The sequence below is a fragment of the Methyloversatilis thermotolerans genome (assembly GCF_000372885.1).
Taxonomy (GTDB): domain Bacteria; phylum Pseudomonadota; class Gammaproteobacteria; order Burkholderiales; family Rhodocyclaceae; genus Methyloversatilis; species Methyloversatilis thermotolerans.
Genome location: NZ_KB889967.1, coordinates 2,641,164 through 2,668,157, shown reverse-complemented (window position 1 = coordinate 2,668,157; position 26,994 = coordinate 2,641,164). Strand labels below are relative to the sequence as shown.

Below are 26,994 nucleotides of genomic sequence, written 5' to 3'. Positions count from 1 at the left end.
TGGTGGTTTGGGCGAGCTTTTGTGGGAGCGGCCTCTGGCCGCGATGCGGCCTGGGCACGCCGCGGGCTTCGTTCGAAGCCGCATCGCGGGCAAGCCCGCTCCCACCAGACCCGGGCTCCGCTCGTGTTTGTCGCGAGTTCCTGTGGGGGCGGCCTCTGGCCGCGATGCGGCCGATGCGGACCGCTGCCTTCGTTCCCGATTGAATCGCGGGCAAGCCCGCTCCCACGAAACCGGGGTCCTATGGTGGTTTGGGCGAGCTTTTGTGGGAGCGGCCTCTGGCCGCGATGCGGCTTGCGCGGGGCTTACTCGTGCCCCTGCTCGGGATAGATGGTGATGGAAAGGAAGCGGATGGGTACTTCGACCAGCTTTTCCGGGCCGTGCGGCACATTGCCGTCGAAGGTGAGCGCATCGCCCGGCCGCAGTTCATACACCGTCTTGCCGTGGCGATATTCGATGCAGCCTTCCAGCATGTAGATGAATTCCGTGCCCGGATGCTCGAACACCGGGTAGGGCGGCTGGTCCTGGTCTATGGTGATCAGGAAGGGCTCGAAGCGTTTGGTCGGCCCCTGGTGATAGGACAGCAGATTGTAGATATGGCCGGCACGCGTGCCGCGGCGCGCCACTTCCATGCTTTCGCCGGCCTTGATGAGCTGCGCGCCTTCGCCTTCCGTCTGGTAGTTCTTGAACAGCGCCGACAGCGATACGCCCAATGCGCGCGCGATGCGCGACAGCGCGTCCAGGCTGGTGGCGGTCTGGCCATTCTCGATGCGCGACAGCATGCCGCGGCTGATGTCGGCCTTTTCCGAAATGTCGGCAATGGTCAGCCCATGCGCCCGCCGCAATTCGCGGATGGTGTTGCCGAGGTAGCGCTCGAGTTCGCCTTCGGTGACGCTTTCCTGCGCACTCATTCCTGTGTCGGCTCCTGTATGGCATGGCGGCTCCGGCGGTGGAGCCGTGCCAAGCATGGTCGAGATTATTTCACACGACGTGTTTCATCACGAGAATTTAAGTTGACTTGCCTGAAAAAAGGTTCATGATTAGAAAAAAAGTTGTCCATAACGAATCGGTGTGTTCGGACGGGCGACACTTCATCTGACTGGACTACAGGAAAGCTCATGCCCTGGCGCCTCTTGCGATTCGGCCTGTCGAAAAAGCACCCTGAACCGCGCATGTTCACGGCTCACGACACGCTCAAGTCTTCGTACGACGTGGTGATCATCGGCGGCGGCGGTCACGGCCTCGCCAGCGCCTACTACCTGGCCCGCGACCATGGCATCACCAATGTCGCGGTGCTCGAGAAGGGCTACATCGGCGGCGGCAATACCGGTCGCAATACCACCATCATCCGCTCCAACTACCTGACGCCGGAAGGCGTCAAGTTCTACGACAAGTCGGTGCAGCTCTACCAGGACCTGTCCACCGAATTCGATCTCAACCTGTTCTACTCCACGCGTGGCCACTTCACGCTGGCGCACACCGATTCGGCGATGCGCACCATGCGCTGGCGCGCCGAGGTGAACAAGCACTACGGCATCGCGTCCGAAGTGGTGGGGCCGGAGGAGGTGAAGCGTTCCACCCCGCAGATCGACCTGTCTTGCGGCGGCCACGCGCCCATCATGGGTGCGCTGTACCACGCGCCGGGCGCGGTTGCGCGTCACGATGCGGTGGCCTGGGGCTATGGCCGCGGCGCCGACATGCGCGGCGTGGAAATCCACCAGCAGACCGCGGTCACCGGCATCGAGGTGAAGGGCGGCAAGGTGGTCGGCGTGCATACCTCGCGCGGCTTCATTTCGACCGGCAAGGTGATCTGCGCGGTCGCCGGCTCGACGCCGCGCATCACCGACATGGTGGGCGTGCGCACGCCGATCTACATCCATCCGCTGCAGGCCATGGTGAGCGAGCCGATGAAGCCCTGGCTCGATTCCATCCTGGTGTCCGGCAGCCTGCACATCTATGTGAGCCAGAGTGCGCGCGGCGAGCTGGTGATGGGTGCCTCGCTCGACCCGTACGAAGTGCATTCGACGCGCTCCACGCTGGATTTCCCGGAAGGGCTGGCGGCGCATCTGCTCGACATGTTCCCCTTCCTGTCGCACACCAAGGTGGTGCGGCAATGGGCCGGCATGGCCGACATGACGCCCGACTTCGCGCCCATCATGGGGCTGACCCCGGTCGAGGGCTTCTATCTCGACTCCGGCTGGGGCACCTGGGGCTTCAAGGCGACGCCGGTGTGCGGCAAGACCATGGCCTGGACCGCGGTGAACGACAAGCCGCACGAACTGATCACCGGCTTCTCCCTCGACCGCTTCCGCAACTACTCGCTGACCGGCGAGAAGGGCGCGGCCAGCGTCGGGCACTGAGCGGACCTACCGAGCAAAGAGGACATCGACGAATGAAACTGATGACCTGCCCGATCAACGGCACGCGCCCGATATCCGAGTTCGTGTACTGGGGCGAAATCCGTCCCGCGCCGGATGCGAACACCTGCACCGACGACCGCTGGGCCGACTACGTGTTCAACCGCAATGGCGCGCCGGGCGTGAAGAAGGAGTGGTGGTGCCATACGCCCTCCAACACCTGGTTCATCGCCGAACGCGACACCGAGAAGGACAAGGTTCTGCGCACCTATCTGCATGGAGACGACAAGTGAAGCGCCTGTCTGTGATGCCCGATGAATGGCTGGATCGCAGCCGTGTCGTCCGCTTCCGTTTCGAAGGGCGCTCTTTCGAAGGCTTTGCCGGCGACAGCATTTCGAGCGCGCTGTGGGCGGCCGGCCAGCGCACGCTGGGGCGCAGCTTCAAGTACCACCGTCCGCGCGGCATCCTGAGCGCCGCCAATCACGACGTGAATGTGATGGTGCAGGACGGCCAGAGGCTCAATACCCGCGGCGACGTGGTCGAGGTGCGCGAGGGGATGGACCTGAGCGCGGTCAATACCTTCGGCGGACTGGCCAATGACCGTGCGCGGCACCTGAACAGGCTGTCGCGCTTCCTGCCGGTGGGCTTCTACTACAAGGCCTTCCACAACAAGCGCCTGTTCCCGCTGTGGGAAAGGATGTTCCGCCGTGTCACCGGCCTGGGTGTGCTCGATTTCTCGACGCCGCACATCCGTACTCCCAAGCGCTATGACTTCTGCGATGTGCTGGTGATCGGCGCCGGACCGTCGGGTCTGTCGGCCGCGCTGGCGGCCGCCGACGCCGGTGCCCGTGTGGCGATCTGCGACGAGAACGCGCGCGCTGGCGGCAGTGGCCTGTACCAGCTCGGCGGCGACACCGCGCGCGCCGATGCGACGCGCTCGCTGTTGGCCCGCGTGCGCGCACACGACAACATCCGTCTGCTCGAGGGCACGTACGCCGCGGGCTACTATGCCGACCAGTGGGTGCCGCTGATCGACCGCGAGCGCATGACCAAGATGCGCGCGAAGTCGGTCATCGTCGCCAGCGGTGCGTTCGAACAGCCTTCGGTGTTCCGCAACAACGATCTGCCGGGCGTGATGAATGGCTCGGCCATGCAGCGCCTGATCTATCGCTACGCCCTGCGGCCATGCGACAGCGCTGTCGTGCTGGCCGGCAATGCCGATGGCTACCGCGTCGCGCTCGACCTGATGGCGGCCGGTGCCCGCGTCGAGGCGGTGGTCGACATGCGTGCCAGCGTGCCCGCTTCGCCGCTGGTCGATGCCCTGAAGGCGCGCGGCATCGAGCCGCTGGCAGGCCATGCCATCCAGGAAGCGCACCCCGATGGTCGCGGCGAACTGGCCGGCGTCACGCTGGTGAAGCTGGATGGCAGCGGTCGCCCGGTCGCCGGCAGCGAGCGCCGCATCGCCTGCGACGGCGTGGCGATGAGCACCGGTTGGTCGCCGACCATGAACCTGCTGTACCAGGCCGGCACCCGCATGCGCTTCGACGATCTGCTGCAGCAGTTCGTACCGGATCAGTTGCCGGAAGGCGTGTTCGCCTGCGGCCGCAGCAACGGCGTCTACACCTTCGAGTCGCGCATGGCCGACGGCGTGCGCGCCGGTCTGGCCGCTGCGGCCCATGCCGGTCTCGGCGAGGCCGCGCCGGTGGGCGTACCGCCGGAAGCCGAAGCACCTTCGCTGGCCTGGCCCATCGTGCCGCATCCGGATGGCAAGAACTTCGTCGATTTCGACGAGGACCTGCAGGTGAAGGACTTCGAGAACGCGGTGCAGGAGGGCTACGACAACATCGAACTGCTCAAGCGCTTCTCCACCGTGGGCATGGGGCCGAGCCAGGGCAAGCATTCCAACATGACGGCGCTGCGCATCCTGGCGCGGCTGACCGGCAAGTCGCCGCAGCAGGTGGGTACCACCACCGCGCGACCCTTCTTCCACCCGGTGCCGCTGTCCCATCTGGCCGGACGCGGCTTCAGCCCGCAGCGGCTGTCGCCGCTGCACGGCCGGCACGCGGCGCACGGCGCCGTGTTCATGCAGGCCGGCGCATGGCTGCGGCCTGAGTACTACGCGGTCGGCGGCAAGTCGCGCATCGACTGCATCCGCGAGGAGGCGCGCCGCGTGCGCACCGCGGTCGGCCTGATCGACGTCGGTACGCTGGGCAAGCTCGAGGTGCGCGGCCCGCAGGCGGCCGAGTTCCTGAACCGTTGCTACACCGGTCGTTACGACAACATGAAGGTGGGCGCCACGCGCTACGCCGTCATGTGCGACGAATCCGGCGTGCTGAGCGACGAAGGCGTGGTGGCGCGCATCGCGGACGACGTCTTCTACTTCACCACCACCAGTTCCGGCGCGGCGACGGTGTATCGCGAACTGTCGCGGCTGAACACCGAATGGAAGCTGGACTGCGGCCTGGTGAACCTGACCGGCGCCTATTCGGCGATGAACCTCGCCGGTCCGGCCTCGCGCAAGGTGCTGTCGCAGCTCACCGACATGGATCTGTCGTCCGCCGCCTTCCCCTACCTGGCGATACGCTGCGGCACGGTGGCCGGCATTCCGGTGCGCATGATGCGTGTCGGCTTCGTTGGCGAGTGGGGTTACGAAATCCATGTGCCCGCCGAGTACGGGCCCACGCTGTGGGATGCGCTGATGAAGGCCGGCGAGGCGTCCGGCATCGGCCCCTTCGGCGTGGAGGCGCAGCGCCTGCTGCGTCTGGAGAAGGGCCACCTCATCGTCAGCCAGGATACCGACGGCCTGACCCATCCGTTCGAGGTGGGCATGGACTGGGCGGTGAAGTTCGACAAGCTGTTCTTCACCGGCAAGCGCTCGTTGCAGATCCTGCGCACCATGCCGCTCAAGCGCAAGCTGGTCGGCTTCCGCCTGGCCGAGAACCACAGTGGCGAGGCGCCGAAGGAATGCCATCTGGTGATACGCGATGGCGACATCGCCGGACGCGTCACCAGCATTTCCTGGAGCCCGCATGTCGGGCGCTACATCGGCCTGGCCTTCCTGCCGCCCGACATGGCGGCCGTCGGCACCCCCTTCACGATACGGCTGAGCGACGGTGGCACGGTCAATGCCGAGGTCTGCGACACGCCTTTCTTCGACCCGAAAGACGAACGCCAGAAGGAGATCGCATGAGCGCCCCCGTCCGTGTGAGCCCGCTGCTCGACGCGCAGCGGAGCCAGGCGAGCAAATGGACCCAGCCGGAGGGCATGCAGAGCGTGGCGGCCTTCGGTCCGGGCGACGCCGCCCACCTGCATCAGGTGGGCATCGGCGACCTCAGCTTCCGGCGCCGCGCAGGTGTGAAGGGAACGGGGGCGGCGGCCTGGCTGAAGTCGCTCGGCATTGAAACGCCCGAGCGGCCGAACAGCTGGCTGCGCATGCCGGACGGCACGCTGGTGCTGCGGCTGGGCATGACCGAATTCCTGGTCGAGGACGTGCCGGGCGGCGGTCACGCCGCGCGCATGCAGGCGACCGCACCCTCGCACGGCGTGTACCCGGTGCCGCGCTTCGACGCGTCGCTGGTGATCGCCGGGCGTGAGGCGCTGGAACTGACCCGTCAGACCTGCGCCTTCGATTTCGCGACCTTGTCGCCGCAGGCGCAGACAGTGGCCATGACATCCATGGTCGGTGTCGGCATCACCGCGATCGCGCTCAATGGCAGCGACGGACTGCGCTACCGCCTGTGGTGCGACGGCACCTACGGCAGCTATCTGTGGAGCACGCTGGTCGAGGTGGCACGCGATCTGGGTGGCGGGGAAGTGGGGCTGGACGCGCTGGGCCGCATCGCGCAGGTTTGAGGAACGGGGCCGTCCCGGCGGCACAAGAAAAGGGGATGCCGCGGCAGCGGCTTGGGTCAGACGAAACGTAGCGGACGTACAGGGAGAAGCAAGATGTCACCCAGCGAAGCACAGAAGTTCCTGCAGGACAAAGAGGTCAAATACATCCTTGCCCAGTTCGTGGACATCCACGGCTCGGCCAAGACCAAGTCGGTACCGGTCGAGCACTACAACACGGTCATCACCGATGGCGCCGGCTTTGCCGGGTTCGCGATCTGGGGCATGGGCATGCAGCCCAATGTCGACGCCGACTACATGGCGGTGGGTGATGCGTCCACGCTGAGTCTGGTGCCCTGGCAGCCCGGTTATGCCCGCATGGCCTGCGACGGCCATGTACATGGCAAGCCGCATGAATACGATTCGCGCGTGGTGCTGAAGAAGCAGCTTGAACAGATCAGCGCGCGCGGATGGACCCTCTACACCGGTCTCGAACCCGAGTTCTCCCTGCTGCGCAAGATCGAAGGCAAGATCGTTCCGGCCGATTCCGGCGACACGCTGGCCAAGCCCTGCTATGACTACAAGGGGCTGTCGCGGGCGCGTGTCTTCCTCGAGCGCCTCGCCGAATCGCTGCGTTCGGTCGGCATCGACGTCTATCAGATCGACCATGAGGACGCGAACGGCCAGTTCGAGATCAACTACACCTATACCGATGCGCTGACCAGTTGCGACCACTACGTCTTTTTCAAGATGGGTGCCGCGGAGATCGCCGCCGACCTCGGGCTGATCTGCTCCTTCATGCCCAAGCCCTTCTCCAATCGTCCGGGCAACGGCCTGCACATGCACATGAGCATCGGCGACGGCAAGAGCAATCTGTTCGAGGACACGTCGGACAAGAACGGCCTGGCCCTGTCACGGCTGGCCTATCACTGGGCGGCCGGCCTGCTCAAGCATGCCGGCGCGCTGGCCGCGATCTGCTGCCCGACCGTCAATTCGTACAAGCGCCTGGTGGTCGGTCGTTCGCTGACCGGCGCGACCTGGGCACCGGCCTACATCTGCTACGGCGGCAACAACCGCAGCGGCATGATCCGCAGCCCGGGCGGCCGTCTGGAACTTCGTCTGCCCGATGCGTCGTGCAACCCCTATCTGGCCACCGCGGCGGTGATCGCCGCCGGCATGGATGGCGTGCTCAACGAACTGGATCCGGGCAAGCCCAACAACGACAACCTGTACGACTACAGCCAGGCCCAGCTCGATGCGGCCGGCATCCGCGTGCTGCCGCAGAACCTGCACGAAGCGCTGGTCGCTCTGGAAAAGGATGAGGTGATACGCGCCGCGCTCGGCCCGGTGGCCGACGAGTTCCTGCGCCTCAAGCATATGGAATGGGTCGAGTACATGCGTCACGTTTCCGACTGGGAAGTGAGCAGCTACCTCGAATTCTTCTGAAGACGAACACACGTACGGAGAACTGAATCATGTGTGGAATTGTGGGTTTGCTGGTCAAGAAGCCGGCGCTGCGCGAGCAGCTCGGCGAACTGATGATGCCCATGCTGATCGGCATGACCGAACGCGGTCCCGATTCGGCGGGTCTGGCGGTGTTCAACGACACCGTGGATGTCGATCACCGCAAGATCAGCATCTATTCCGGCTTCACCGAGGCCGGTGAGGATTTCGACTGGAACGGGCTGGTGCATGGCCTGCGCGAGCATCTGGTGATCGACGCCCGGGTGCAGGCGCGCGGCAATCACGCCGTGCTCACGGTCAGTGGCGAGCCGGAAGCGGCGCGCCACTGGATCAAGGAACATCACCCCAGGCTGCACCTGTTGTCCACCGGCCGCTCGATCAGCGTGTTCAAGGATGTGGGCACGCCGGCCGAAGTCGCCGACCGCTATGACTTCAAGTCGCTGAAGGGCACCCACGTGGTGGCGCACACCCGCATGGCGACCGAGTCGGCCATCACCGCCGACCGCGCTCACCCCTTCACCGCCGGCGAGGACTTCTGCCTGATCCACAACGGTTCGCTGTCCAATGCCGCCGGTCTGCGCCGCAAGCTGGAGCCGCTCGGCATCCACTTCGAAACCGACAACGACACCGAGGCCGCCTGCCGCTACATCGAGTGGCGCCTCGGCGAAGGCGACACGCTGCACCAGGCGCTGGACCACGCGTTCAAGGAGCTGGACGGCTTCTATACGCTGCTGATGGCCACGTCCGACCAGCTCGCGCTGGTGCGCGATCCGTTCGCCTGCAAGCCTGCCGTGGTGGCCGAGCACGACGACTACGTCGCGATCGCGTCCGAATTCCGTTCCCTGGCGCACCTGCCCGGCATCCGCGATGCCAAGGTGTTCGAGCCCGGTCCCGAGGAGATGTACGTATGGAAAGCCTGAGTTTCGATCTGTCCCAGACCGCGCTGCGCGAGGTCAACCAGTTCCTGCACGGCGCGGACCTCGCGAGCAAGGTGAGCAAGGTGAGCATCACCCAGCCGGATGGCAAGCACGCGATCGCCGCCGGTCTGAACGCCGATGTCGAGGTCGAGATCGACGGCCATGCCGGCTACTACGCGGCCGGCATGAACCAGCTTGCGCGCGTCACCATCACCGGCAGCGCCGGCACCGGTGTGGCCGAGAACATGATGAGCGGCTCGGTGCATGTGAAGGGCTTCGCCTCCAACGCCGCCGGCGCGACCGCCCAGGGCGGCCTGCTGGTGATCGACGGCGACGCCGGCCTGCGCTGCGGCATTTCGCTGAAGGGCGCGGACATCGTGGTCGGCGGCTCGGTGGGCAGCTTCTCGGCCTTCATGGCGCAGGCGGGCAATCTGGTCATTCTCGGCGATGCCGGCGAGGCGCTGGGCGACTCGATCTACGAAGCGCGCATCTTCGTGCGTGGCAAGGTGAAGAGCCTGGGCGCCGACTGCGAGGAAAAGACCATGGGCGACGCCGAGAAGAAGATACTCGCCGACCTGCTGGCGCGTGCCGGTCACAAGGATGTGAGCGTCGACAGCTTCAAGCTGTACGGTTCGGCGCGCACGCTCTACAACTTCCATGTCGATAACGCGGGAGCATACTGATCATGAGCGACAACAAGAGCATTCCGCAGACGCAGCCGCGTTTCTCGGCCACATTCGATCCTTACACCATGTCGGAAATCCGCCGCGCGGCGGCGACCGGCATCTATGACATCCGCGGTGGCGGTGCCAAGCGCAAGCTGCCGCACTTCGACGACCTGCTGTTCCTCGGCGCGTCGGTCAGCCGCTACCCGCTGGAAGGCTATCGCGAGAAGTGCGGTACCGATGTCGTGCTCGGCACCCGCTTCGCCAAGAAGCCCATCCATCTGAAGACGCCGGTCACCATCGCCGGCATGAGCTTCGGCGCGCTGTCGGCGCAGGCCAAGGAAGCGCTCGGCCGCGGCGCCAGCCAGGTCGGCACCAGCACCACCACCGGCGACGGCGGCATGACGCCGGAAGAGCGCGGCCAGTCCAAGATTCTGGTGTATCAGTACCTGCCGTCGCGCTATGGCATGAATCCGAACGACCTGCGCCGCGCCGACGCCATCGAGGTGGTGGTCGGGCAGGGCGCCAAGCCGGGCGGCGGCGGCATGCTGCTGGGCCAGAAGATCAGCCCGCGCGTGGCCAAGATGCGCTGCCTGCCGGAAGGCATCGACCAGCGCTCGGCCTGCCGCCACCCGGACTGGACCGGACCGGACGATCTGGAGATCAAGATCCAGGAACTGCGTGAAATCACCGACTGGGAAAAGCCCATCTACGTGAAGGTCGGCGCCACGCGTCCCTATTTCGACGTGGCGCTGGCGGTCAAGGCGGGTGCCGACGTGGTGGTGCTGGACGGGATGCAGGGCGGTACCGCCGCGACGCAGGAAGTGTTCATCGAACATGTGGGCATTCCCATCCTGGCGGCCATCCGTCCGGCGGTGCAGGCGCTGCAGGACCTCGGTCTGCATCGCAAGGTGCAGCTCATCGTGTCCGGCGGCATCCGCAATGGCGCCGACGTGGCCAAGGCGCTCGCGCTGGGTGCCGATGCGGTGGCCATCGGCACTGCCGCGCTGATCGCGCTGGGCGACAACGATCCGCACCTGGAAGAGGAGTACCGCAAGCTGGGCACCACGGCGGGCGCCTACGACGACTGGCACGAAGGTCGTGATCCGGCGGGCATCACCACCCAGGATCCCGAACTGTCCAAGCGTCTCGACCCGGTCAAGGCGGGCCGCCGTCTGGCCAACTACCTGTCGGTCATGACCATGGAAGCGCAGGTGATCGCCCGCGCCTGCGGCAAGTCCCACCTGCTCAACCTGGAGCCGGAAGACCTGGTCGCGCTGACGGTGGAAGCGGCCGCGATGGCGCGCGTGCCGCTGGCCGGCACGAGCTGGGTGCCCGGTCAGCAGGGCTACTGAGCCACACCATGACCTGGGTGCGGCAGGCATGACAGGCTGGCTCTACCTGCTGGGCGCCATCGTTGCGGAAGTCATCGCAACGAGCGCCCTCAAGCAGGTCGAGGGCCTGTCACGCCCGCTGCCGCTGGTCGCGACCGTGATCGGCTATGTGATCGCGTTTTCGCTCATGTCGATGTCCTTGCGCACCATCCCGATCGGCGTGGCCTACGCGGTGTGGTCCGGCGTGGGCATCGTCGCCATTTCCATCATCGGCCTGTTCGCCTTCGGCCAGAAGCTCGACCTGCCGGCGCTTCTGGGCATCGCGCTCATCGTGGCCGGTGTCGGCGTGATCCAGTTGTTCTCGAAATCGAACGCCTGACCCTTCCCCATCCATTCACCGACAGGAGAACGACCGACGACCTGAATCCCGTACAACACCACTGCTGCTGAACTGCATCCATTCATAAATGACCGATAACGGAGGAGATTCCGATGGATCACGGCAAAAGCACCCACACCCCCCAGGACCCGCAGCTTGAACGGCGCATGCGCCGCATGTTCGGCCGCGACCGGGCCATGGCACTCGGCATGCTCGCCGGGCTCTGGCTGTCGCTCGTCTATATCTACTTCGCCGTGCCACACGGCTTCCTCTCTTCGTCCGTCGGCCTCGTGCTGACCGTGTCCGGCGTCCTCGTACTCGCCTTCAACAGCGCTTCGGTGTTCGCCATGCTGCGTCACTACGACGAGGACCGCGACCACATCTACGGACTGGACATCCATCACCTGGATCTGCACCGCGCACGCGCGCGCCGGGCGGCATTGCGTCCGGCCCACGTCGACGTCGCCTGAGGAGACCGGCATGGATGACAAGGCATATCGGCCCCCGGTACAGAAGGGGCTGGGACAGTTCGTGGACGCGCTGGTCGTGCTGGCGCTGGTGTACCTGAGCCTGCTCGCGCCACTGCTGCTGGGCGGTACGGCCGCCGAATCGGCCGAGCCGGAGCAGAAGCCGGCCGCGACCTGGCAGGCGCTGCAGCAGAACCCGACCATGCAGGCGCAGTGGGAGAAGCTGGGACACACGCCGGAAACCGCGGAGCCCATCGTGACGCGCAAGTTCAGCTATGACATCGAGCCGTGGTCGCTCGGGCTGACCGTCGCGGTCATCGTCGCCTATTTCTTCTTCGTGCTGCGCGTGTCCGATCGCGAATACCGCGAGGTGATCAACGAACGATTCGGCCGGCGTACCGGCAGGGAGGAGTGACATGGATATCTGGACCGCACTGGAATACGCCGCGTGGGCGCTGTCTTTCGTGCTGATCGGCTGGATGCTGGTGGACGCGCGCTTCGTCAGCACCACCTATGGCGAGGACTTCCTGCTCAGTTCGCGCGAAGGCGAGGAATGAAACCCTGATCGCCGGCGCGCATGCGCGCCGGAGTTCGCGCACAAGGGCGTGCGCGTGACATGGAGAACAAGATGGGAACAACAACTGCGGCAACTGCAGCAAGCGGCAAGCGGGAGAAGATCGCCTTGCTCAAGGTGCTCGGCCCGGTGCATGTGTGGGCGCTGGGCGTGGGCATCGTGCTGGTCGGCGAGTACATGGGCTGGAATTTCTCGGTGGCCAAGGGCGGCGCCTACGGCGCGCTGATCGCCTGCTGGGTGATCGGCCTGCTCTATACCTGCGTGGCCATGATCGATTCCGAGGTGACCTCCACGGTCGCGGCGGCGGGCGGCCAGTACACCCAGGCCAAGCACATCATCGGCCCGCTGATGGCCTTCAATGTCGGGCTCTACCTGGTGATGGCCTACACCATGCTCGAAGCGGCCGACGCCCTGGTGGTGGGCGACCTGCTGAAGGCGGTGGCCGCGCAGTATGGTGCCGAGCTTGACCCCAGACCTTTCGTGGTGCTCACCATCGCGTTGCTCGCCTGGCTCAACTACCGCGGCGTGTTCATGACGCTGACCGTGAACTTCGTCATCACCGCCTTCGCCTTCGTCGCCATCGTCGTGCTCTTTCTTGGCGCCACCGGCATCGGTGGCGGCGGCAGCGTGCTGCTGCATCGCGAACTGCTGGTCGACCTGCCCTACGGCTGGATAGGCGTGCTCGCCGCACTGCAGTTCGGCATGTGGTACTACCTCGGCATCGAAGGCACCTGCCAGGCGGCGGAAGAAGTGAGGTCGGCGGGGCGTTCGATCCCGCTCGGCACCATGGGCGGCATGATGACGCTGCTGATCGCCGCCTCGCTCACCTGGTATGTGTGCTCCGGCCTCATCCCGTGGGAATACCTCGGCCAGGCCACCACACCGCTGTACGACGCGGCGCGCCTGATGGGCAGTACCGAACTCGAGGTGCTGCTGTTCATCGGCACGCTGTTCGCCGCGGTCGCGTCGGCCAATGGCTGCATCAACGACGCCTCGCGCGCCTGGTTCTCGATGGCGCGCGACCGCTACATGCCGCACTGGTTCGGCGCCGTGCATCCGCGCTATCGCACGCCGTACCGAGCCATCCTGTTCCTGATCCCGATTGCGGTGTCCTTCGCGTTCACCGGCCTGCTCGACCAGGTGATCACCTTCTCCATCCTGTCGGGGCTGCTGGGCTACACCTTCATGTCCTTCAACATCGTGCGCTTCAGGCGGCTGTGGCCGCTCGGATCGATAGAGCGCGGCTATGTGCACCCCTATCACCCGCTGCCCTGCATCGTGCTCGGCCTGCTGTGCGCTGCCACCTACTTCGCCACCTATCTGGGCTATGGCACCTCGCTGCTGTCCATCATGGCCTTCTACATCCTGGTGTCGATCTGGTTCGTGCTGAGGCGTTACCGCTACGTGAAGCGCGGCGAACAATTCACGATGCCGTGGCCGCGGCCGAAGGGCTACTGATGACGGTCGCGACAATCGCGGCGCTGCTGTTCGGCAGCGGACTGTTCGCATGGTGGCACCGGCGCACGCAGAGGCGCTTCCGCGACGAACGAGCGGCGCTGTTCGATCACTGTGCCGGCATGTTCGACGCCGTCGCGGTGGCCGATTCGGGCGCCGAGTACCCGCGCCTGAGCGGTCGCTACCGCGGTGCACAGTTCGAGCTGCAGGCCCTGCTCGACCACGTCGGCTACCGCAAGTTGCCGTCGCTGTGGCTGTCGGTGACGCTGCGCACGCCGCTGCCCGTCCAAGGCAGCTTCGACCTGCTGATGCGGCCACAGAACATCGAATTCTGGTCGGCCTCGGACAGCATGGACGAGCGCATCGATCTGCCCGCCGACTGGCCGGTTCACCAGATCGCCAAGGTGAGCCCGGCCGGCTGGCGGCCGCCGCTGAATGCATTGCACGAAGCGGCCGGCAGCCTGATCGACCAGCCCTCGTTCAAGGAGCTGCTGGTGAGCCCGCGCGGCGTGCGCATCGTGTTCCGCGTCGGTGGTGTGCAGCGCGCGCACTACCTGGTGCTGCGCTCGCTGCTGCCGGACGAAACACGGATAGAGCCGGCGCTGCTGCAAGCACTGCTCGATGCCGCACTGTGCATCGTCTCGTCGCTGAAGGTCACGAAACTGGAGAAGGCCGCATGACATCCGCTACCGCACCGACCCTGTCGCGCCCACCGCACCCGTTCTTCGTGCTCGCTGCCGCGCTGCTGCTGCCCGGCATGGGCCAGGTGCTCAACGGCATGCAGGTGCGCGCCTGGGTCATGCTGTTCTTCGCGCTGAGCCTGGGCGTCGTGAGCTGGCATCTCACCACGCCCGAGCATTCCTTCATCGGCCGCCATGCCGGCGGCTTTTTCGTGTACGCGGTCATGGTGATGGATGCCTACGTCTGGGCACGCTATCGCTACGCGCTGGCGCGCGCGCGACAGGCGAGCGGAGCTGGCATGGCCTGAGTCCGACTGTCTTGGAGAAGGTCGCCCCCGCGGCCTTCATTTCGCCCGGGTCTGCACTCCTCGCTCGCCCGGGCTTCTTTTTTTATGCCGGCGAGCGCGTCCCATGTCTTGTTCCGAGCAATGCACCTCGGTGCGTGCGATGGATCGGTCAGGTCGGCGTCGTACATGTACCGGTGCCGGCGTTCGAGTCGGATCCCCGCAGGAAGGACCGCCCGGGACGCCGCTGCTACCAGACTTCCGGTGCCGGGCTTCCGGGTATCTCGGGAAGGAATCCCAGAACGCGACAATCATGACATGTCGTGAGCGCAATCGAGGGGTAGGAGGCCTGTGCGACAATCGTTCGGACTATGCGATAACCATTAAAACGGAATCCGGAATCATGTTCCAGCCATACAGGCTGCACCGGCGTGCAATTCGGCGACTTCCCGGTCTGCTTCTGTTGCATGTTCTGCTGTCGTGGATACTGTTTCACCCGGTCATGGCCGTGGATTACGTCAGGACGGCGCCGCCTTCGTGGGTGCTGCCGGTTGCTGTGCCGCAGGATGTGCAGACCCCAGCCGACCAGATCGTGAGCGGCAGCCATGTGCTTCTGCATGACCGGCAGATCCGTATGGACGGGACGTCTACATCCACCTATGTCCATATTGCGACGCTGGCCCTGAATGAGCAGGGTGTCGCCTCGATCGCCAATATCGAGATCGGTTTTGATCCGGTCTATCAGTCCCTCCGGCTGCACGACGTCAGAGTTCATCGCAAGGGTCAGACACAGAACCGGAGCGCATCGTTACGGGTGGAGATACTGAGGCGCGAGAAAGACCTGGACCTTGCCACCCTCGACGGGCGCGTCAGCGCGCACATTGTGCTGAACGATGTGCGGACCGGGGACGTCGTCGAGTACGCCTACACCCTGTCCGGGCGACATCCCGCGCTGGGACGTCATGATGCGGGGATGCAGCAGCTTGCCTTCGGTATTCCGGTCGAACATCAGCATCTGCGCCTGCTTTTGCCGTCCGATCGCAGTTTCCGCTGGACGGTCAGCAACGGTGGCCCGGCGCCGGTGGAATCCATGCACGACGGTCAGGCCGAATATGTATGGTCCTTGCGCAAGGTTGCCGCGATGCCGGTAGAGAGCGATGCGCCCGGGTGGTTCGTTCCGTATCCTCTGGTCCAGTGGACCAGCTTCTCCAACTGGAACGATGTCGCCCGATGGGGGGAGACTCTATACCGTTCCCCGCCACAACCGGGCGCTGCGGTGGAACAGCGGGCGGCGAGGATAGCTCGCGAGTACACCGGAGCGGCCGACCGGCTCGCCGAGTCGCTCCGACTGGCGCAGCGCGACGTCCGCTACTTCGGCGTGCAGGTCGGCGTGTCGTCGCTGAAGCCGGCTTCGCCGGATGAGGTGCTCCTGCGCGGATTCGGCGACTGCAAGGGCAAGACCCTGCTGTTGCTCACGTTGTTGCGCCGACTGGGCATTCAGGCTGACGCCGCATTGGTCAGTACCCAGCTTTCACGCGGTATCGAGGGCTTCCTTCCGTCTCACCTGATGTTTGACCACGTACTGGTCCGTGCCACGATCGACGGGAAGACCTACTGGGTCGATCCGACGCGGGCAACCCAGTTGGCGTCGCTGGATCGGCTGTATCAGCCGGACTTCGGCCGCGCACTTGTGCTGCGGGCGGATACCGCCGGCTTGACCGCGATGGCGGGGACACGCATGCACTCGCGGCGGGTGGTGACCGCCATCGATGCGCGCGAGGGGCTGGAGGCGCCCGTGCGCTATACGGTATCGACCAGCGTGAGTGGTGCTCTGGCAGAGGATCTGAGACTTCAGTTGGCCCGTGACAGCGCGGACAACGTGCAGAAGAACTATCTAAATTACTACGCGCGCTACTACCCCGGCATCCGTGTCGTACGCGCGATGGAAGTCAGTGACGATATTGCCGGGAACCGGATCACGACCACCGAACACTACGAGATTGCCGATTTCTGGGCGCAGAGCGCTCACGGCGCCCGCCGCGAAGTGGATGTCATCGTTCCGGAGCTGATCGATTTTCTGCGAAGGCCCGCGACGCAGACGCGCCATTCGCCCTTGCCGCTTGCGCCCAATTTCGAGCTTGATGCGACGACCGACATCGCCCTGCCGGGCGACTGGTCCATCGCGCCCGAGCAGCATGAAGTCAAGGATGCCCATTTCACCTATCGGAGGGATATCCGGTACGGCGAGCGCAGACTGACCTTGCATGACCGCCTCTGGACGCATGGCGACCATGTCCCGCCCGAGCAACTTGTCACGTATGTGGCCAGCCTCGATCGTGCGCGGAGCGCCACCGCTTACAGCCTCCTGCACACGAACGTCAGCAAGCTGAGCCTGGGTGACCGGATGAACTGGCCGATTGCGATGATCGCTCTTCTTTCGGCGCTTGCACTGATCTTCCTCGCGCGCAGGCTTTATCGCTACGATCCGCCTGCGCCCGACTTCACTCCCGTTCCCGGGCTGCAGGGGCTGCGCGGCTGGCTCATCCTTCCCGCCATCCACATGCTGTTCCAGCCGCTCAAGCTGGGCATCCAGATCGCATCCATCGTCGACAGCTACTCCATCCAGAACTGGAACGCGCTCACGCAGCCGGGAAGTCCGACTTACCATGCGCTGTGGGCGCCCCTCCTGCTGTACGAAATCCTGGCAAACCTCTCTCTGGTCACCGCATGGGTGCTGGCTGCCGTGCTGTTCTTCAAGCGGCGCAGCAGCGCGCCGAGGGTCATTATCGTGACCGTATGGCTCAGTCCCGTGCTGATGACTCTCGATGACATGATGGTGGGCATCATCCTGCCGGACAAGGGGCAGGCCGTACCGCCTGCCACGATTGCAGGCATGTTCGTCGGAGCCGCGGTCTGGACCGCCTACCTGCTGATGTCCGATCGCGTGAAGTCGACGTTCCGCACACGGTTGCGGGCTGATGCCGTCACGCCGGTCATCGTCGCCGACACGCCTGCGGTGCCGGATCAGCCGATAGCGGGTGCTCCGCTTGTATCGGGAGGCTGATTTCCGGACGCGGCAATGAGCGCGGCCGGCGATGACGCGCGCAGCGGTCTCCTGTCCGTGCGCCGGCGCACATGCGGGTACCGGCATCAGATGTAGTTCGACACCTCGATTAGATTGAGGTCGGGATCCCGGAAGTACGCGGACACGATGACGGGAGCGCGACGGATCGCCGTGCAGGCGATGCAGCGACGGGATGCAGCCACCTTCGGCGCGGCGGCCATCATCCGGTGGTCGCCTGTCTGAACTGCGGGTTCTGCAGCGCCCACACCGCGGCTTCGAGCCGGCTTTTCATGTTGAGCTTGCGCAGCAGGTGCTTGATGTGCACCTTCACCGTGGCGTCTGAAATGCCCAGTTCGCGTGCGATTTCCTTGTTGCTGCGGCCGTCGGCGAGCAGGCCGAGGATTTCGCGCTCGCGTTCGGTGAGGTCGCTGTGCGAGGCCGCGGGCGGGGCATTCAGGGCGTTGGCGAGCAGGCCGGCCACACTGGCGTCGAGCACCACGTTGCCGCGCACCGACTGCTTGATGCGCGCGCACAGTTCCTCCGGCTCCATGTCCTTCAGCAGATAGCCGTCGGCACCGGCTTTCATCGCGTCGAGCACGTCGCGCTCGTCGTCCGACACGGTGAGCATGACGCAGCGCGCCGCGACCCCCGCGGCCTTGATGCGGCGCAGGGTTTCGATGCCATTCATGGTTTTCATGTTGAGGTCTATCAGCACCAGATCGGGCGACAGTTCCGTCGCCAGCGCCAGGCCGCTTTCGCCGTCGCCGGTTTCGCCGGCCAGCTCCAGTTCGTCGTCGGCGCGCACCAGTTGCGCCACGCCCTTGCGGAACAGCGGGTGATCGTCGATCAGCAGTATGCGTATGCTCATGTCGGGCTTTCGCTCATCAGTTCGGATGGCAGCTTCTGTGGCGCGAATTCGAGCTGCACGCGGGTGCCGCCGCCGGGGCGGTGTACGACCGACACCTGGCCGCCCAGCGAACGCGCGCGTTCGCGCATGATGCTCAGACCGTAATGATTGCTTTCGGCATAGGGGCTGGTGAGACCGCGACCGTCGTCGTCGATCACCACGGTCAGCCGGTGTTCCGGTCCGTATTTCATGCTCACCCACACATGATAGGCGCGCGCATGCCGCACGGTGTTGGACAGTGCTTCACGGATGACCTGCATCACGTGGAATTCCTCGTTCACCTCCAGGTGGCAGCGACCGAGGTCGTGCACGAAACTCATGTCCAGTCCGCTGCGTTGCGCGAATTCGTCTATCGTGTCCTGCACCGTGGACAGCAATCCACCGGCGCCCATGCGCACGCGGAAAGCGGCGATCAGTTCGCGCACCTCGCGGTAGGCGGCATTCAGGCCTTCGCGCAATTCGCGTGCGGCCTGCGCGACGTCGGTCGGATGCTTTTCACGGTCCAGCCCGCGCTGCAGTTGCGCCACCTGTATCTTCATGTAGGCCAGCGACTGAGCGAGCGAGTCGTGCAGTTCGCCCGCGATGGCGGTGCGCTCCTCGATCAGCGCCACCCGTCTTTCCTCCTGGCTGCGGCTCACGCTGGAAATGGCCAGTGCGGCGAGATGGGCGAAGCTTTCGGCGAGATGCGCCTGCAGATCGTCCACGCGCGCGCTGTCGGGAAACTGCAGCAGCAGCGCGCCGACCGATACGTTGCCGCGGCACACCGGCACCAGCAAGGTGTGATGAGGGCATTCGGGTGACGCCGGTACGACGCGGGCGGTGGCGTCGCGTACCGGTCCATCGGGGTTGATCTGCGCCAGCAGGGCCGGTTCGCCATGCGTGCACAGTGCGCTGTCCGTGCCCAGGGCCTGGCGCGCCGGCGCATTCAGGCACAGCGCGGCGGTCTGTGCGCCGAGCGCGCCTTCCAGCATGGACAGCGCGCCGCGCAGGCCGAATTCGGATACATCGCCATCGGTGAACATGCGCGCGACGCGGTGCAGGGTCTGCAGCGACTGCCCGGTCCGGCGCAACTGCTCGCCGCTCACCTGTTGTCGCCAGCGTCCTTCCGCCTCGAAACCGGCCTGGCGCGCGGTCATTTCGGCCAGGGTGTCGACCAGGCGCTCGATTTCGTCGCGACCGCGCGTGCGAACATCGTCCGGCATCAGCGCCATCGCGGCTTCGGTACGCCGCACCAGCACGCGGAAGGCGCGTTGTGCGATGAGTACCGCGCCGGCAACGATGAGGGCGCAGCACAGGCCCTGCAGCAAGAGCATGACGGCGACGCGTTCAAGAAGGGTGCGCTCGACTCGGGCGAAGGCCTCGCAGGCGTGATCGGCATTTGCGGGGGACTGGGTACAGGAGTCGACCAGTGCGCCGAACACCTGCTCGAACTGGCGCTCGATCTCTATGCTGCCCCACAGGCTGAGCAGCGCGGCGAGCGCGCAGCCGGCGAGGGTGGCCACCAATCCGGTGTATAAGGGAAAGCGCCCACCGGGGCCGAAGAAGGAACGGATCAGCATGACTCTGTATGTGTTTTCAGCCTGGATGCTTGCGCTGTTGTTCGCTGCCGTCGTCGGATCGTGGCATGGCGCCGATACTGTTGTCGCCCTGCCCGCCTTTGTGGCGGCGACCGGCCTGCTGGTGCTGGTGCTGGCACGCCGGCTGCCCTGGTATGTCGGCGCTCCGCACCGCCCGGAAGCGAATGCGCAGCAGGTGCAGTGGGCCGGTCAACTGTGCCACAACATTTCCTCGCCTTCGGTCACCATACAGGGTCAGCAGATCACTTTCGCCAACCAGGCCTTTCTCGCGCTGCTCAATTACCGCGGCCAGGCCGATCAGGTGGTGGGCCTGCCTTTCACCAATCTGCTGCATCCGGTGGATCACGGCCGCTTCGCGGCGCTGCTGGCGCGCGCCGGGAACGCCGATGCCGCGGACGCCGACGACGTGCTGCGCCTGGTGCGATCGGACGGCAGCGCGCTGAAGATGCGGGCCAGTCTTTCGCCGCTGTCCTCGGTGCCGGGCAGCCTGCTCATCCAGTTCAGTCCGGACGCCACGATGACGCCGGCGCGCGACGCGCCGGAGGGTGCGATGACCTCGCTGCTGGACCAGCTCGACCTCGTGCTGTTCCATGCCGATGCCGAAGGTCGCATCGTCTACGTCAATCGCGCCTGGGAGAGGCTGACCGGCCGTTCGCTCGCCGACAGCCGCGGCCGGCCGCTGTCGGTGGCCCTGCATCCGGAGGACCGCGACGCGGTCGACAAGTCGCTGGCCGCGCTGGCGGGTGGGCAGAGCGATCATCTGGGTACCGAGGTGCGCATGGTCAATGGTGGCGGTACGGTGTTCTGGGTGCTGCTGCGGGCACAGGGCTGCATCGAACCGGGCGGCGATCTGGTGGGCGTGCTCGGCACGCTCACCGAAGTGACGCGGCGACGGCGCGGCGAGGACATGGGTTCGTCGCGCCGCTACCTGAACACGCTGCTCGCCAATGTGCCGGGCATGGTGTACCGCGGCCGCAACGATCCGGACTGGACCATGGAATTCGTCAGCGACGGCAGCATGGACCTGATCGGCTACGAACCCTGGGAGCTGGTGGACAATCACCGCATCGCCTTCGGCAGTCTCATCCATCCCGATGATCGCGAGTTCGTGTGGGCGCAGGTGCAGGCCAATCTTGCGCAGCACAAGCCCTACCAGATTTCCTATCGCATCGCCGATGTGAGCGGCAACTACCTGTGGGTGTGGGAACAGGGCCGCGGCGTGTTCTCGTCACAGGACGAGTTGCTGGCCATCGAAGGCTTCATCACCAATGTGAGCGAACGGCGCGGTGCCGAGGAAAAGGCGCGCCGCCGCATGTGGTTCGAGGCGCGTACCGGCATGACCAGCCGTGCCATATTCGATGCGCTGCTGGCGTGGACGCTGCATCAGTCGCAGATCGGCGGTCCTCCTTTCGCATTGCTGTGGGTGGATGTGAGCGGCCTGTCCAGCGCTGTGTCCGTGCGTGGCAGCGAAGTGGCCGAACAGGTGCTGGCCAGCGGCGTGGCCGGGCCCGGTTCCCTGGCTGGAGAGGCGGCGGCGGAACAGGTGCTCGCCACGGTGGCGCGCCGCTTCCGGCCGGTCAATTACCCGGGCGCGGCCGTGTCCTATCTGGACAACTACCAGTTCGTCGTGCTGCTGACCGATTTCCGCGCCGGTGAAACCGCACGTGCGCTCGCGGGCTCGAACGAGCTCATCCCGGCGGTATCCCAGCTCGCCGGGCGGCTGGTACAGGAACTGTCCGCGCCGTTGTCCATCGGCGGGCGCGAGGTGTCCGTGCCGGTCGCGGTCGGCATCGCGCTCAGCGATCAGCGCTACATCGGCGCCGAAGCCATGCTCGGTGCTGCTCGCCGCGCCGCCACCCAGGCAGCCGAACTGGGGCCTGGCCACTGCGAGTTCGCCGACGAGTAGCCGCGATACGCCAACGGCCGGTACCCGCCGACGCCCATGCTTCAGGGTTCGATGGCCATTCCGCGTATGCCTTCGCCCTTGCCGATGTGGCCGATGCGGCTCGCCTTGCCGGTGGTGAGATCGATGTCGTAGAGCTGCGGGCGGCGGTCCGTGTTGCTGACAAATGTCGCCAGCGCAGCGTTGTCGAGATCTGCAATGTCGAAGTGTGCGTCGAGCAGATCGGACAGGCCCAGGGGCCCCACCGTGTACAGCTTGCCCAGGTTGGGCGATACCACCGGCGTTTCGCCTTCGACCGAGCCCTGGCGCACCAGCGCGCCTGTCCCCAGATCGATCGCGAAATTGGTGGTGATCTTTTCATTTTCCTTGTTATAGGTGTAGGCGGCGGCGATCACCTGCGATGCACGGCCGGCGTTCGGGTCTCCGTCGGCATAATGCAGTGAGCCATCCACCTGCAGTCCATCTATCCTGGGGTCGTAATCCACCAGTGCTCCGCTATCCGGATGCGCGCGCAGGTTCTGCGCACTGTCGGACACGATGCGGATGCGGTCGGCGGACGGATTGAAATCGAAACCGAAACGGCGGCCGCGCAGCGGCATGGCGAAGCGGTCCTGCCCGACCGGCTGGAGCTGGCCGGTCTGCACGTCCACCAGGTAGATGCGGCCGCTGCTGCCCAGCGCATAAAGGTCGCCCTTGAACACCCGGTAGTCGATGCCCAGTATGACCTCGCCATCGGCCAGACCGCGCAGCGGCACCTCGGACAGTATGTTGCCGGGCTGGCCGGCGTTGAAGGTGAGCAGATGATGGCTGTCGGTCACCACGCGAACGGTGTGTTTGCGCAGGGGGCCTTGCGCTTCCGGCAGCACACCGCAGCCCGACAGGGCGAGCAGCGCGGTCGCTGCAACACAGGGCAGGGCGCGGGTGCGGACAGTCCGGTCGGTCGGCAGGCTCATCGCAGGGGTCTCCATATCGTTGTCCGGATCGGCTACGGCCGGCCGCACGCGGACTTGAGCATTCGGGCGCGGCCATTCAAGCTTGATGCGGTCATTGCCGTAAAAAAAGAACCTTCAACTTCAGTCCGGAGTGCCGCGTGTTGCGCAAAGTCGTCACGGCCCGGCGCCGAGCGCTGCCGGGTTTCGTCCTGTGCGCGCTATGCGGGCTCGCGGAAGCGGCGGTCATCACCCTCAGAGTGTCCGATTCCGCGTCCGGACGAGCGCTCGACAGTGTCGTGGCGTCGCTGGTTCCGCTTGATCGCGGCGAACTGCCGCAGCCGCGGAGCGCATCCATCGCACAGGCGAACAAGACTTTCCTGCCGCATGTGTCGGTCGTGCAGACCGGAACCGCGGTCGAGTTTCCCAATAACGACACGGTACGCCATCACGTCTACTCTTTTTCGCCCGCCAAGGTGTTCGAGCTCAAGCTGTACAGCGGAAAACCGGCAAAGCCGGTGATATTCGACAAGCCGGGCGTGGTTGTGCTGGGGTGCAATATCCATGACCGGATGTCGGCCTATGTGGTGGTGGTCGATACGCCCTGGTTCGGCATATCGGACGGTGAGGGCACGGTGCGCGTCAGCGGTGTGCCGCCCGGAGACTATCTGCTTCAGCTCTGGCATCCGCGCAGGTTGGGGCTGCCTGAGCTGCCGCCACGACCGTTGCGCGTGATGGGCGATCTGGCGGAGAGCGTGAGCGTGGACCTGAAGAACTGATGCCATGATCAGACTGCGTCTGCGCTGGAAGATCGCCGCCTGGTGCTCGCTGCTTGTCGTGGCGTTGCAAGGGATAGGGCTGATCCTGTTCGCCCAGATCGGCCGCAGCAGCGCGATCGCCGACGCGCGCATGGAGGTGGCGACCGCGCAACGCGTGTTCGACCGGCAGATCGCCCACCGCGCCGCGCAGCTCAGTCAGGCGGCGAGGGTGCTTGCCGCCGACTACGGCTTTCGCGAGGCGTTGCTGAGTCAGGATCGCGACACCATCGTGTCCGCGCTGGACAACCACGGTGGGCGCATAGGTGCTGATCTGGCCTTGCTGCTGGCACTGGACGAATCCGTGGTCGCGGGCAGCATCGGCCTGCCGCAAGGGCTGCCGGCGCGTGTGCACCAGTTGATCGAGGCGGTCCGCAACCGGCAGGAGGGCTCGGGTTTCGCGGTGATCGCGGATCGCCTGCACCAGATCGTCGTGGTTCCTGTTCTCGCCCCGGTACCGACGGCATGGGTGGTGCTGGGTTTCCAGGTCGAGCAGGGACTGGTCGATGACCTGCGAGGGCTGACCGGGCTGCAGTTGAGTTTCGTGCGGCGCGGCGCCCGCGACGACTGGTTCCTCGATGCGAGCAGTCTGCCGCCGGATGTCGGGCAGGCCTTGCTGGCACGGTTCCGCAACGCCAGCCTGGGCGGCGAGGATACCGTCGCCGTCGCCGTCGCCGACGACGACTATGTGACGCATGTCCATGCACTCGATATCGGCGAGCCGGGCGAGGCGGCTGTCGTGCTCATGCTGTCGCTGGACCGGGCGCTGGCGCCGTGGGAGCGCCTGTTCCGCGAATCGGCGGCGCTGTCGGCCGCGGGCATCGTCATCGCGCTGCTGGCCAGTGCCGTGCTGGGTGGCACCATCGCCGCTCCGGTGATGCGCCTCGCGGGCTTCGCGCAGCGGGTGCAGCGCGGCGAATACGGCGGACCGCCGGAGCTGTCGCGCGGTGACGAGATCGGTGAGCTGGCGGACGCGTTCTCCGCAATGACCGGCGAGATTGCGAACCGTGAGGCGCGGATCAGTGAGCTGGCGTACTACGACGGCCTGACCGGGCTGCCCAATCGCGCCTGGTTCGGCGAACGCCTTGCGGATGCGGTCGGGGATGCGCTCAGGTCGGAGGGTACGGTCGCTGTCATCACGCTGGATCTGGACCGCTTCCGCATGGTGAATGACGCGCTCGGCCACGGCGTGGGCGATCTGCTGCTGCAGAAGGTGGGGCGGCGGCTGCGCGAAACGATGCGCGATGCACGCGATCAGGTGGCGCGCCTGGGCGGCGACGAGTTTGCGGTCATGCTGCCGGGGGCCGATCTGCACCGGGCGCAGGCGGTGGCGCAGCGTGTCGCCGAGGTGCTGCAGGCACCGATGAACCTGTCCGGACAGGTGGTGGATATCGACGCCAGCATGGGCATATCGGCCTGCCCCGAGCACGGTGAGGAGGCGGCGCAACTGATGCGTCACGCGGAAATCGCGATGTACCAGGCCAAGCGGGGCAACGCCCGTTTCAAGATATATGACCCGGCCGACCATGACCGCAACGTGCAGCGTCTGTCTCTGCTGACCGAGCTGCGGCATGCGGTCGAGAACGACGAGCTGGTGCTGTACTACCAGCCCAAGGTGGCGACCCGGCCCGATCCGGCGCACCACGTCGAGGCGCTGGTGCGCTGGATACATCCTTCACGTGGCTTCATACCGCCATTCGATTTCATCCCGTTCGCGGAACAGACCGGCTACATCAAGTACATCACGCTGTGGGTCATGAACGCGGCGGTGCGCCAGTGCGGCCAGTGGTTGCAGCAGGGGCTGGAGGTGAACGTATCGCTGAACATTTCCGCGCGCGATCTGCTGAATCCGGAGCTGCCAGTGCTGTTTGACGGCATGCTGCAGCGGCATGACTGCCCGGCCCGGCTCATCACGCTGGAAATCACGGAGAGCGCGGTGCTGGACGATCCGGATCACGCCCTGGCCAATCTGCAGGCGCTGCGCGCCACCGGCTGCGCGCTGTCCATCGACGACTATGGAACCGGCTATTCGTCGCTGTCCTACCTGCGCCGGATGCCGGTGAGCGAAATGAAGATAGACCGCAGCTTCGTCATGCATCTGCTCGACAATCCGAACGACGAGATCATCGTGCGCTCGACCATAGAACTGGCGCACAACATGGGGCTCAAGGTGACGGCCGAGGGGGTGGAATCGGAAGACGTGCTGAACCGGCTGCGCGAGCTCGGCTGCGACCTCGTCCAGGGCTATCTGATCAGCAAGCCCATCCCGCGCGAACAGCTCGAACGCTGGTTCGCCGAATCGCACTGGGCTGCGGCGTGGCCCGATGCGGGACGGAGAACGGGCATGGCCGGAGGTTGAACACTGTGTCGGGCAGAGGTCAGGCGGCCGCCGGTCGGGCCACTCGCGTTAAAGTCGCGGCTGTGTCCCTTTCTGGATTGCGCAGCGGTCCCCAGGCATGAACATGAAGCGCAACGGACCTCTCGAGGTCATCACGCGCCGCCCCGCTGGCGCGGCTCACCCGCAACCCCTGCTGTTCGTTCATGGCGCGTATACCGGCGCCTGGTGCTGGGACGAGTACTTTCTTCCCTGGTTCGCCGAGGCCGGATTCGAGGCGGTCGCGCTTTCTCTGTCCGGCCACGGTGAGAGCCCCGGGCGCAATTGTCTCGACCTGTTCAGCCTGGACGACTACGTGGCGGACGTGTGCGAGGTCATGGACAGGTTTGCGGTGCCGCCGGTGCTCATCGGCCATTCGATGGGCGGCATGGTGGTGCTCAAATGCCTCGAATTGCGGCAGCCGCCGGCGGCAGTGCTGATGGCCTCGGTGCCGCCGCAGGGCCTGTGGGCGTCTGCCGTTGGCCTGGCCATGCGCCGACCCGATCTCATGAACGAACTGAATGCGCTGTTGGCCGGCGGGGCAAAATCGCTCGACGCGCTGGCTGACGCCCTGTTCGCCCAGCCGGTGCCGCTGGACCGGCTCCAGCGCTACGCCCTGCGTGTGCAGCCGGAATCGGCCCGGGTGATCTGGGACATGACCTTGTTCAACCTGCCGCAGATCGCACGCATGCACCGGCCGCCGATGCGCGTGCTGGGAGCGGCGTGCGATCCCATCATTCCGCCGCCTCTGGTCGACATGACCGCTGCCGCGCTCGGCGTACCGGCGCAGATCTTTCCCGGCATGGGGCACGGCATGATGCTTGAGGCGGACTGGCAGGCGGTTGCCCGCAGCCTGCTCGACTGGGTGGTCGAGCTCTTTCCGGCGAACTGCGAAATCCGCTGAACCCGTCATCGCCGCGTCTCATGATCGATGGCGCGATGTGCAATACGTCGCACCTGTGACGTCCGCATGTGGACTTCTTCCTCGTCCTGAAATGCGGTGCCGCACATCATGGAACCCGTG

Annotated in this window: 25 protein-coding genes; 20 read left to right on the top strand and 5 right to left on the bottom strand. The window is 65.7% G+C overall.

The window, feature by feature from the left end; all coding sequences use genetic code 11:
* Nucleotides 1-302: 302 nt before the first annotated feature.
* Nucleotides 303-908, bottom strand: a complete 606-nt coding sequence (locus A3Q7_RS0111885; protein ID WP_018412109.1) for a helix-turn-helix domain-containing protein — start codon at nucleotides 906-908, stop codon at nucleotides 303-305.
* 207 nt (nucleotides 909-1,115) lie between these two features.
* Between A3Q7_RS0111885 and A3Q7_RS0111880 the strand changes: the two genes are divergently transcribed.
* From A3Q7_RS0111880 to A3Q7_RS19840, 16 genes are all read left to right on the top strand, one after another.
* Nucleotides 1,116-2,357: an FAD-dependent oxidoreductase gene (locus A3Q7_RS0111880; RefSeq protein ID WP_018412108.1), complete on the top strand. Its 1,242-nt coding sequence runs from the start codon at nucleotides 1,116-1,118 to the stop codon at nucleotides 2,355-2,357.
* Nucleotides 2,358-2,389: 32 nt separating this feature from the next.
* Entirely contained in the window at nucleotides 2,390-2,647 is a 258-nt protein-coding gene (locus tag A3Q7_RS0111875) for a sarcosine oxidase subunit delta (RefSeq protein WP_018412107.1), read from the top strand.
* Between the two features lie 14 nt (nucleotides 2,648-2,661).
* Nucleotides 2,662-5,544, top strand: a complete 2,883-nt coding sequence (locus A3Q7_RS0111870; protein ID WP_040570943.1) for a 2Fe-2S iron-sulfur cluster-binding protein — start codon at nucleotides 2,662-2,664, stop codon at nucleotides 5,542-5,544.
* The gene (locus tag A3Q7_RS0111865) at nucleotides 5,541-6,206 is read left to right on the top strand and encodes a hypothetical protein (RefSeq protein ID WP_018412105.1); all 666 of its coding nucleotides are present in this window, start codon (nucleotides 5,541-5,543) and stop codon (nucleotides 6,204-6,206) included. Before A3Q7_RS0111870 ends, A3Q7_RS0111865 begins: the two co-directional genes overlap by 4 nt.
* A 93-nt stretch (nucleotides 6,207-6,299) precedes the next feature.
* Nucleotides 6,300-7,628, top strand: a complete 1,329-nt coding sequence (gene glnT / locus A3Q7_RS0111860; protein WP_018412104.1) for a type III glutamate--ammonia ligase — start codon at nucleotides 6,300-6,302, stop codon at nucleotides 7,626-7,628.
* 29 nt (nucleotides 7,629-7,657) lie between these two features.
* Nucleotides 7,658-8,566, top strand: a complete 909-nt coding sequence (locus tag A3Q7_RS0111855) for a class II glutamine amidotransferase (protein WP_026224746.1) — start codon at nucleotides 7,658-7,660, stop codon at nucleotides 8,564-8,566.
* A complete protein-coding gene (locus tag A3Q7_RS0111850; protein ID WP_018412102.1) occupies nucleotides 8,554-9,246 on the top strand; it encodes a GltB/FmdC/FwdC-like GXGXG domain-containing protein in 693 nt (230 codons plus the stop codon). Before A3Q7_RS0111855 ends, A3Q7_RS0111850 begins: the two co-directional genes overlap by 13 nt.
* Before the next feature lie 2 nt (nucleotides 9,247-9,248).
* Nucleotides 9,249-10,583: an FMN-binding glutamate synthase family protein gene (locus A3Q7_RS0111845; protein ID WP_018412101.1), complete on the top strand. Its 1,335-nt coding sequence runs from the start codon at nucleotides 9,249-9,251 to the stop codon at nucleotides 10,581-10,583.
* 28 nt (nucleotides 10,584-10,611) lie between these two features.
* A complete protein-coding gene (locus tag A3Q7_RS0111840) occupies nucleotides 10,612-10,941 on the top strand; it encodes a DMT family transporter (RefSeq protein ID WP_018412100.1) in 330 nt (109 codons plus the stop codon).
* Nucleotides 10,942-11,054: 113 nt separating this feature from the next.
* Nucleotides 11,055-11,411, top strand: coding sequence for a hypothetical protein (locus A3Q7_RS0111835; protein ID WP_018412099.1), 357 nt, complete (start codon nucleotides 11,055-11,057; stop codon nucleotides 11,409-11,411).
* A gap of 10 nt (nucleotides 11,412-11,421) precedes the next feature.
* Nucleotides 11,422-11,823, top strand: coding sequence for a hypothetical protein (locus A3Q7_RS0111830; RefSeq protein ID WP_018412098.1), 402 nt, complete (start codon nucleotides 11,422-11,424; stop codon nucleotides 11,821-11,823).
* Nucleotide 11,824: 1 nt separating this feature from the next.
* Nucleotides 11,825-11,965, top strand: coding sequence for a hypothetical protein (locus A3Q7_RS20950; protein WP_018412097.1), 141 nt, complete (start codon nucleotides 11,825-11,827; stop codon nucleotides 11,963-11,965).
* A 71-nt stretch (nucleotides 11,966-12,036) separates the two neighbouring features.
* Nucleotides 12,037-13,440 carry an APC family permease gene (locus A3Q7_RS0111820; protein WP_040570942.1) on the top strand — a complete coding sequence of 468 codons (1,404 nt, stop codon included), beginning with the start codon at nucleotides 12,037-12,039 and terminating at the stop codon, nucleotides 13,438-13,440.
* Nucleotides 13,440-14,117 carry a hypothetical protein gene (locus A3Q7_RS0111815; protein WP_018412095.1) on the top strand — a complete coding sequence of 226 codons (678 nt, stop codon included), beginning with the start codon at nucleotides 13,440-13,442 and terminating at the stop codon, nucleotides 14,115-14,117. The genes A3Q7_RS0111820 and A3Q7_RS0111815 overlap by 1 nt, the downstream gene beginning before the upstream one ends.
* A complete protein-coding gene (locus A3Q7_RS0111810; protein WP_018412094.1) occupies nucleotides 14,114-14,425 on the top strand; it encodes a hypothetical protein in 312 nt (103 codons plus the stop codon). The genes A3Q7_RS0111815 and A3Q7_RS0111810 overlap by 4 nt, the downstream gene beginning before the upstream one ends.
* Before the next feature lie 478 nt (nucleotides 14,426-14,903).
* Nucleotides 14,904-17,465: a DUF3857 domain-containing protein gene (locus tag A3Q7_RS19840; RefSeq protein ID WP_232417965.1), complete on the top strand. Its 2,562-nt coding sequence runs from the start codon at nucleotides 14,904-14,906 to the stop codon at nucleotides 17,463-17,465.
* An 86-nt stretch (nucleotides 17,466-17,551) separates the two neighbouring features.
* Here A3Q7_RS19840 and A3Q7_RS20810 read toward each other — a convergent pair whose 3' ends face one another.
* From A3Q7_RS20810 to A3Q7_RS0111790, 3 genes are read right to left on the bottom strand one after another with little or no spacing between them, the layout of a single operon-like run.
* Nucleotides 17,552-17,689: a hypothetical protein gene (locus tag A3Q7_RS20810; RefSeq protein ID WP_018412092.1), complete on the bottom strand. Its 138-nt coding sequence runs from the start codon at nucleotides 17,687-17,689 to the stop codon at nucleotides 17,552-17,554.
* A complete protein-coding gene (narL, locus tag A3Q7_RS0111795) occupies nucleotides 17,686-18,333 on the bottom strand; it encodes a two-component system response regulator NarL (RefSeq protein WP_018412091.1) in 648 nt (215 codons plus the stop codon). The genes A3Q7_RS20810 and narL overlap by 4 nt, the downstream gene beginning before the upstream one ends.
* Nucleotides 18,330-19,931, bottom strand: coding sequence for an ATP-binding protein (locus tag A3Q7_RS0111790; protein WP_018412090.1), 1,602 nt, complete (start codon nucleotides 19,929-19,931; stop codon nucleotides 18,330-18,332). Before A3Q7_RS0111790 ends, narL begins: the two co-directional genes overlap by 4 nt.
* Between A3Q7_RS0111790 and A3Q7_RS0111785 the strand changes: the two genes are divergently transcribed.
* Nucleotides 19,930-21,855, top strand: a complete 1,926-nt coding sequence (locus A3Q7_RS0111785) for a PAS domain-containing protein (RefSeq protein WP_018412089.1) — start codon at nucleotides 19,930-19,932, stop codon at nucleotides 21,853-21,855. The two genes, A3Q7_RS0111790 and A3Q7_RS0111785, sit on opposite strands and share 2 nt — an antisense overlap.
* A 41-nt stretch (nucleotides 21,856-21,896) precedes the next feature.
* Here the strand turns inward: A3Q7_RS0111785 and A3Q7_RS0111780 are convergent, their stop codons facing one another.
* Entirely contained in the window at nucleotides 21,897-22,805 is a 909-nt protein-coding gene (locus tag A3Q7_RS0111780; RefSeq protein WP_018412088.1) for a DUF4394 domain-containing protein, read from the bottom strand.
* A gap of 140 nt (nucleotides 22,806-22,945) precedes the next feature.
* Here A3Q7_RS0111780 and A3Q7_RS0111775 point away from each other — a divergent pair, with 140 nt between their 5' ends.
* From A3Q7_RS0111775 to A3Q7_RS0111765, 3 genes are all read left to right on the top strand, one after another.
* Nucleotides 22,946-23,560 (top strand): methylamine utilization protein, encoded by a 615-nt coding sequence (locus A3Q7_RS0111775; RefSeq protein ID WP_018412087.1) that lies wholly within the window; start codon nucleotides 22,946-22,948, stop codon nucleotides 23,558-23,560.
* Nucleotides 23,561-23,564: 4 nt separating this feature from the next.
* On the top strand, nucleotides 23,565-25,955 hold the full coding sequence (locus A3Q7_RS0111770; protein WP_018412086.1) for a putative bifunctional diguanylate cyclase/phosphodiesterase: 2,391 nt from the start codon (nucleotides 23,565-23,567) through the stop codon (nucleotides 25,953-25,955).
* A 97-nt stretch (nucleotides 25,956-26,052) separates the two neighbouring features.
* Nucleotides 26,053-26,874 carry an alpha/beta hydrolase gene (locus tag A3Q7_RS0111765; protein WP_018412085.1) on the top strand — a complete coding sequence of 274 codons (822 nt, stop codon included), beginning with the start codon at nucleotides 26,053-26,055 and terminating at the stop codon, nucleotides 26,872-26,874.
* Nucleotides 26,875-26,994: the final 120 nt, after the last annotated feature.

Bases quoted from the DNA above. Each gene is read 5' to 3' on its own strand.
- A3Q7_RS0111885 (WP_018412109.1), bottom strand. From the start codon at position 908: ATGAGTGCGCAGGAAAGCGTCACCGAAGGCGAACTCGAGCGCTACCTC.
- A3Q7_RS0111880 (WP_018412108.1), top strand. From the start codon at position 1,116: ATGCCCTGGCGCCTCTTGCGATTCGGCCTGTCGAAAAAGCACCCTGAA.
- A3Q7_RS0111875 (WP_018412107.1), top strand. From the start codon at position 2,390: ATGAAACTGATGACCTGCCCGATCAACGGCACGCGCCCGATATCCGAG.
- A3Q7_RS0111870 (WP_040570943.1), top strand. From the start codon at position 2,662: ATGCCCGATGAATGGCTGGATCGCAGCCGTGTCGTCCGCTTCCGTTTC.
- A3Q7_RS0111865 (WP_018412105.1), top strand. From the start codon at position 5,541: ATGAGCGCCCCCGTCCGTGTGAGCCCGCTGCTCGACGCGCAGCGGAGC.
- glnT (WP_018412104.1), top strand. From the start codon at position 6,300: ATGTCACCCAGCGAAGCACAGAAGTTCCTGCAGGACAAAGAGGTCAAA.
- A3Q7_RS0111855 (WP_026224746.1), top strand. From the start codon at position 7,658: ATGTGTGGAATTGTGGGTTTGCTGGTCAAGAAGCCGGCGCTGCGCGAG.
- A3Q7_RS0111850 (WP_018412102.1), top strand. From the start codon at position 8,554: ATGGAAAGCCTGAGTTTCGATCTGTCCCAGACCGCGCTGCGCGAGGTC.
- A3Q7_RS0111845 (WP_018412101.1), top strand. From the start codon at position 9,249: ATGAGCGACAACAAGAGCATTCCGCAGACGCAGCCGCGTTTCTCGGCC.
- A3Q7_RS0111840 (WP_018412100.1), top strand. From the start codon at position 10,612: ATGACAGGCTGGCTCTACCTGCTGGGCGCCATCGTTGCGGAAGTCATC.
- A3Q7_RS0111835 (WP_018412099.1), top strand. From the start codon at position 11,055: ATGGATCACGGCAAAAGCACCCACACCCCCCAGGACCCGCAGCTTGAA.
- A3Q7_RS0111830 (WP_018412098.1), top strand. From the start codon at position 11,422: ATGGATGACAAGGCATATCGGCCCCCGGTACAGAAGGGGCTGGGACAG.
- A3Q7_RS20950 (WP_018412097.1), top strand. From the start codon at position 11,825: ATGGATATCTGGACCGCACTGGAATACGCCGCGTGGGCGCTGTCTTTC.
- A3Q7_RS0111820 (WP_040570942.1), top strand. From the start codon at position 12,037: ATGGGAACAACAACTGCGGCAACTGCAGCAAGCGGCAAGCGGGAGAAG.
- A3Q7_RS0111815 (WP_018412095.1), top strand. From the start codon at position 13,440: ATGACGGTCGCGACAATCGCGGCGCTGCTGTTCGGCAGCGGACTGTTC.
- A3Q7_RS0111810 (WP_018412094.1), top strand. From the start codon at position 14,114: ATGACATCCGCTACCGCACCGACCCTGTCGCGCCCACCGCACCCGTTC.
- A3Q7_RS19840 (WP_232417965.1), top strand. From the start codon at position 14,904: ATGGCCGTGGATTACGTCAGGACGGCGCCGCCTTCGTGGGTGCTGCCG.
- A3Q7_RS20810 (WP_018412092.1), bottom strand. From the start codon at position 17,689: ATGATGGCCGCCGCGCCGAAGGTGGCTGCATCCCGTCGCTGCATCGCC.
- narL (WP_018412091.1), bottom strand. From the start codon at position 18,333: ATGAGCATACGCATACTGCTGATCGACGATCACCCGCTGTTCCGCAAG.
- A3Q7_RS0111785 (WP_018412089.1), top strand. From the start codon at position 19,930: ATGACTCTGTATGTGTTTTCAGCCTGGATGCTTGCGCTGTTGTTCGCT.
- A3Q7_RS0111790 (WP_018412090.1), bottom strand. From the start codon at position 19,931: ATGCTGATCCGTTCCTTCTTCGGCCCCGGTGGGCGCTTTCCCTTATAC.
- A3Q7_RS0111780 (WP_018412088.1), bottom strand. From the start codon at position 22,805: ATGAGCCTGCCGACCGACCGGACTGTCCGCACCCGCGCCCTGCCCTGT.
- A3Q7_RS0111770 (WP_018412086.1), top strand. From the start codon at position 23,565: ATGATCAGACTGCGTCTGCGCTGGAAGATCGCCGCCTGGTGCTCGCTG.
- A3Q7_RS0111765 (WP_018412085.1), top strand. From the start codon at position 26,053: ATGAACATGAAGCGCAACGGACCTCTCGAGGTCATCACGCGCCGCCCC.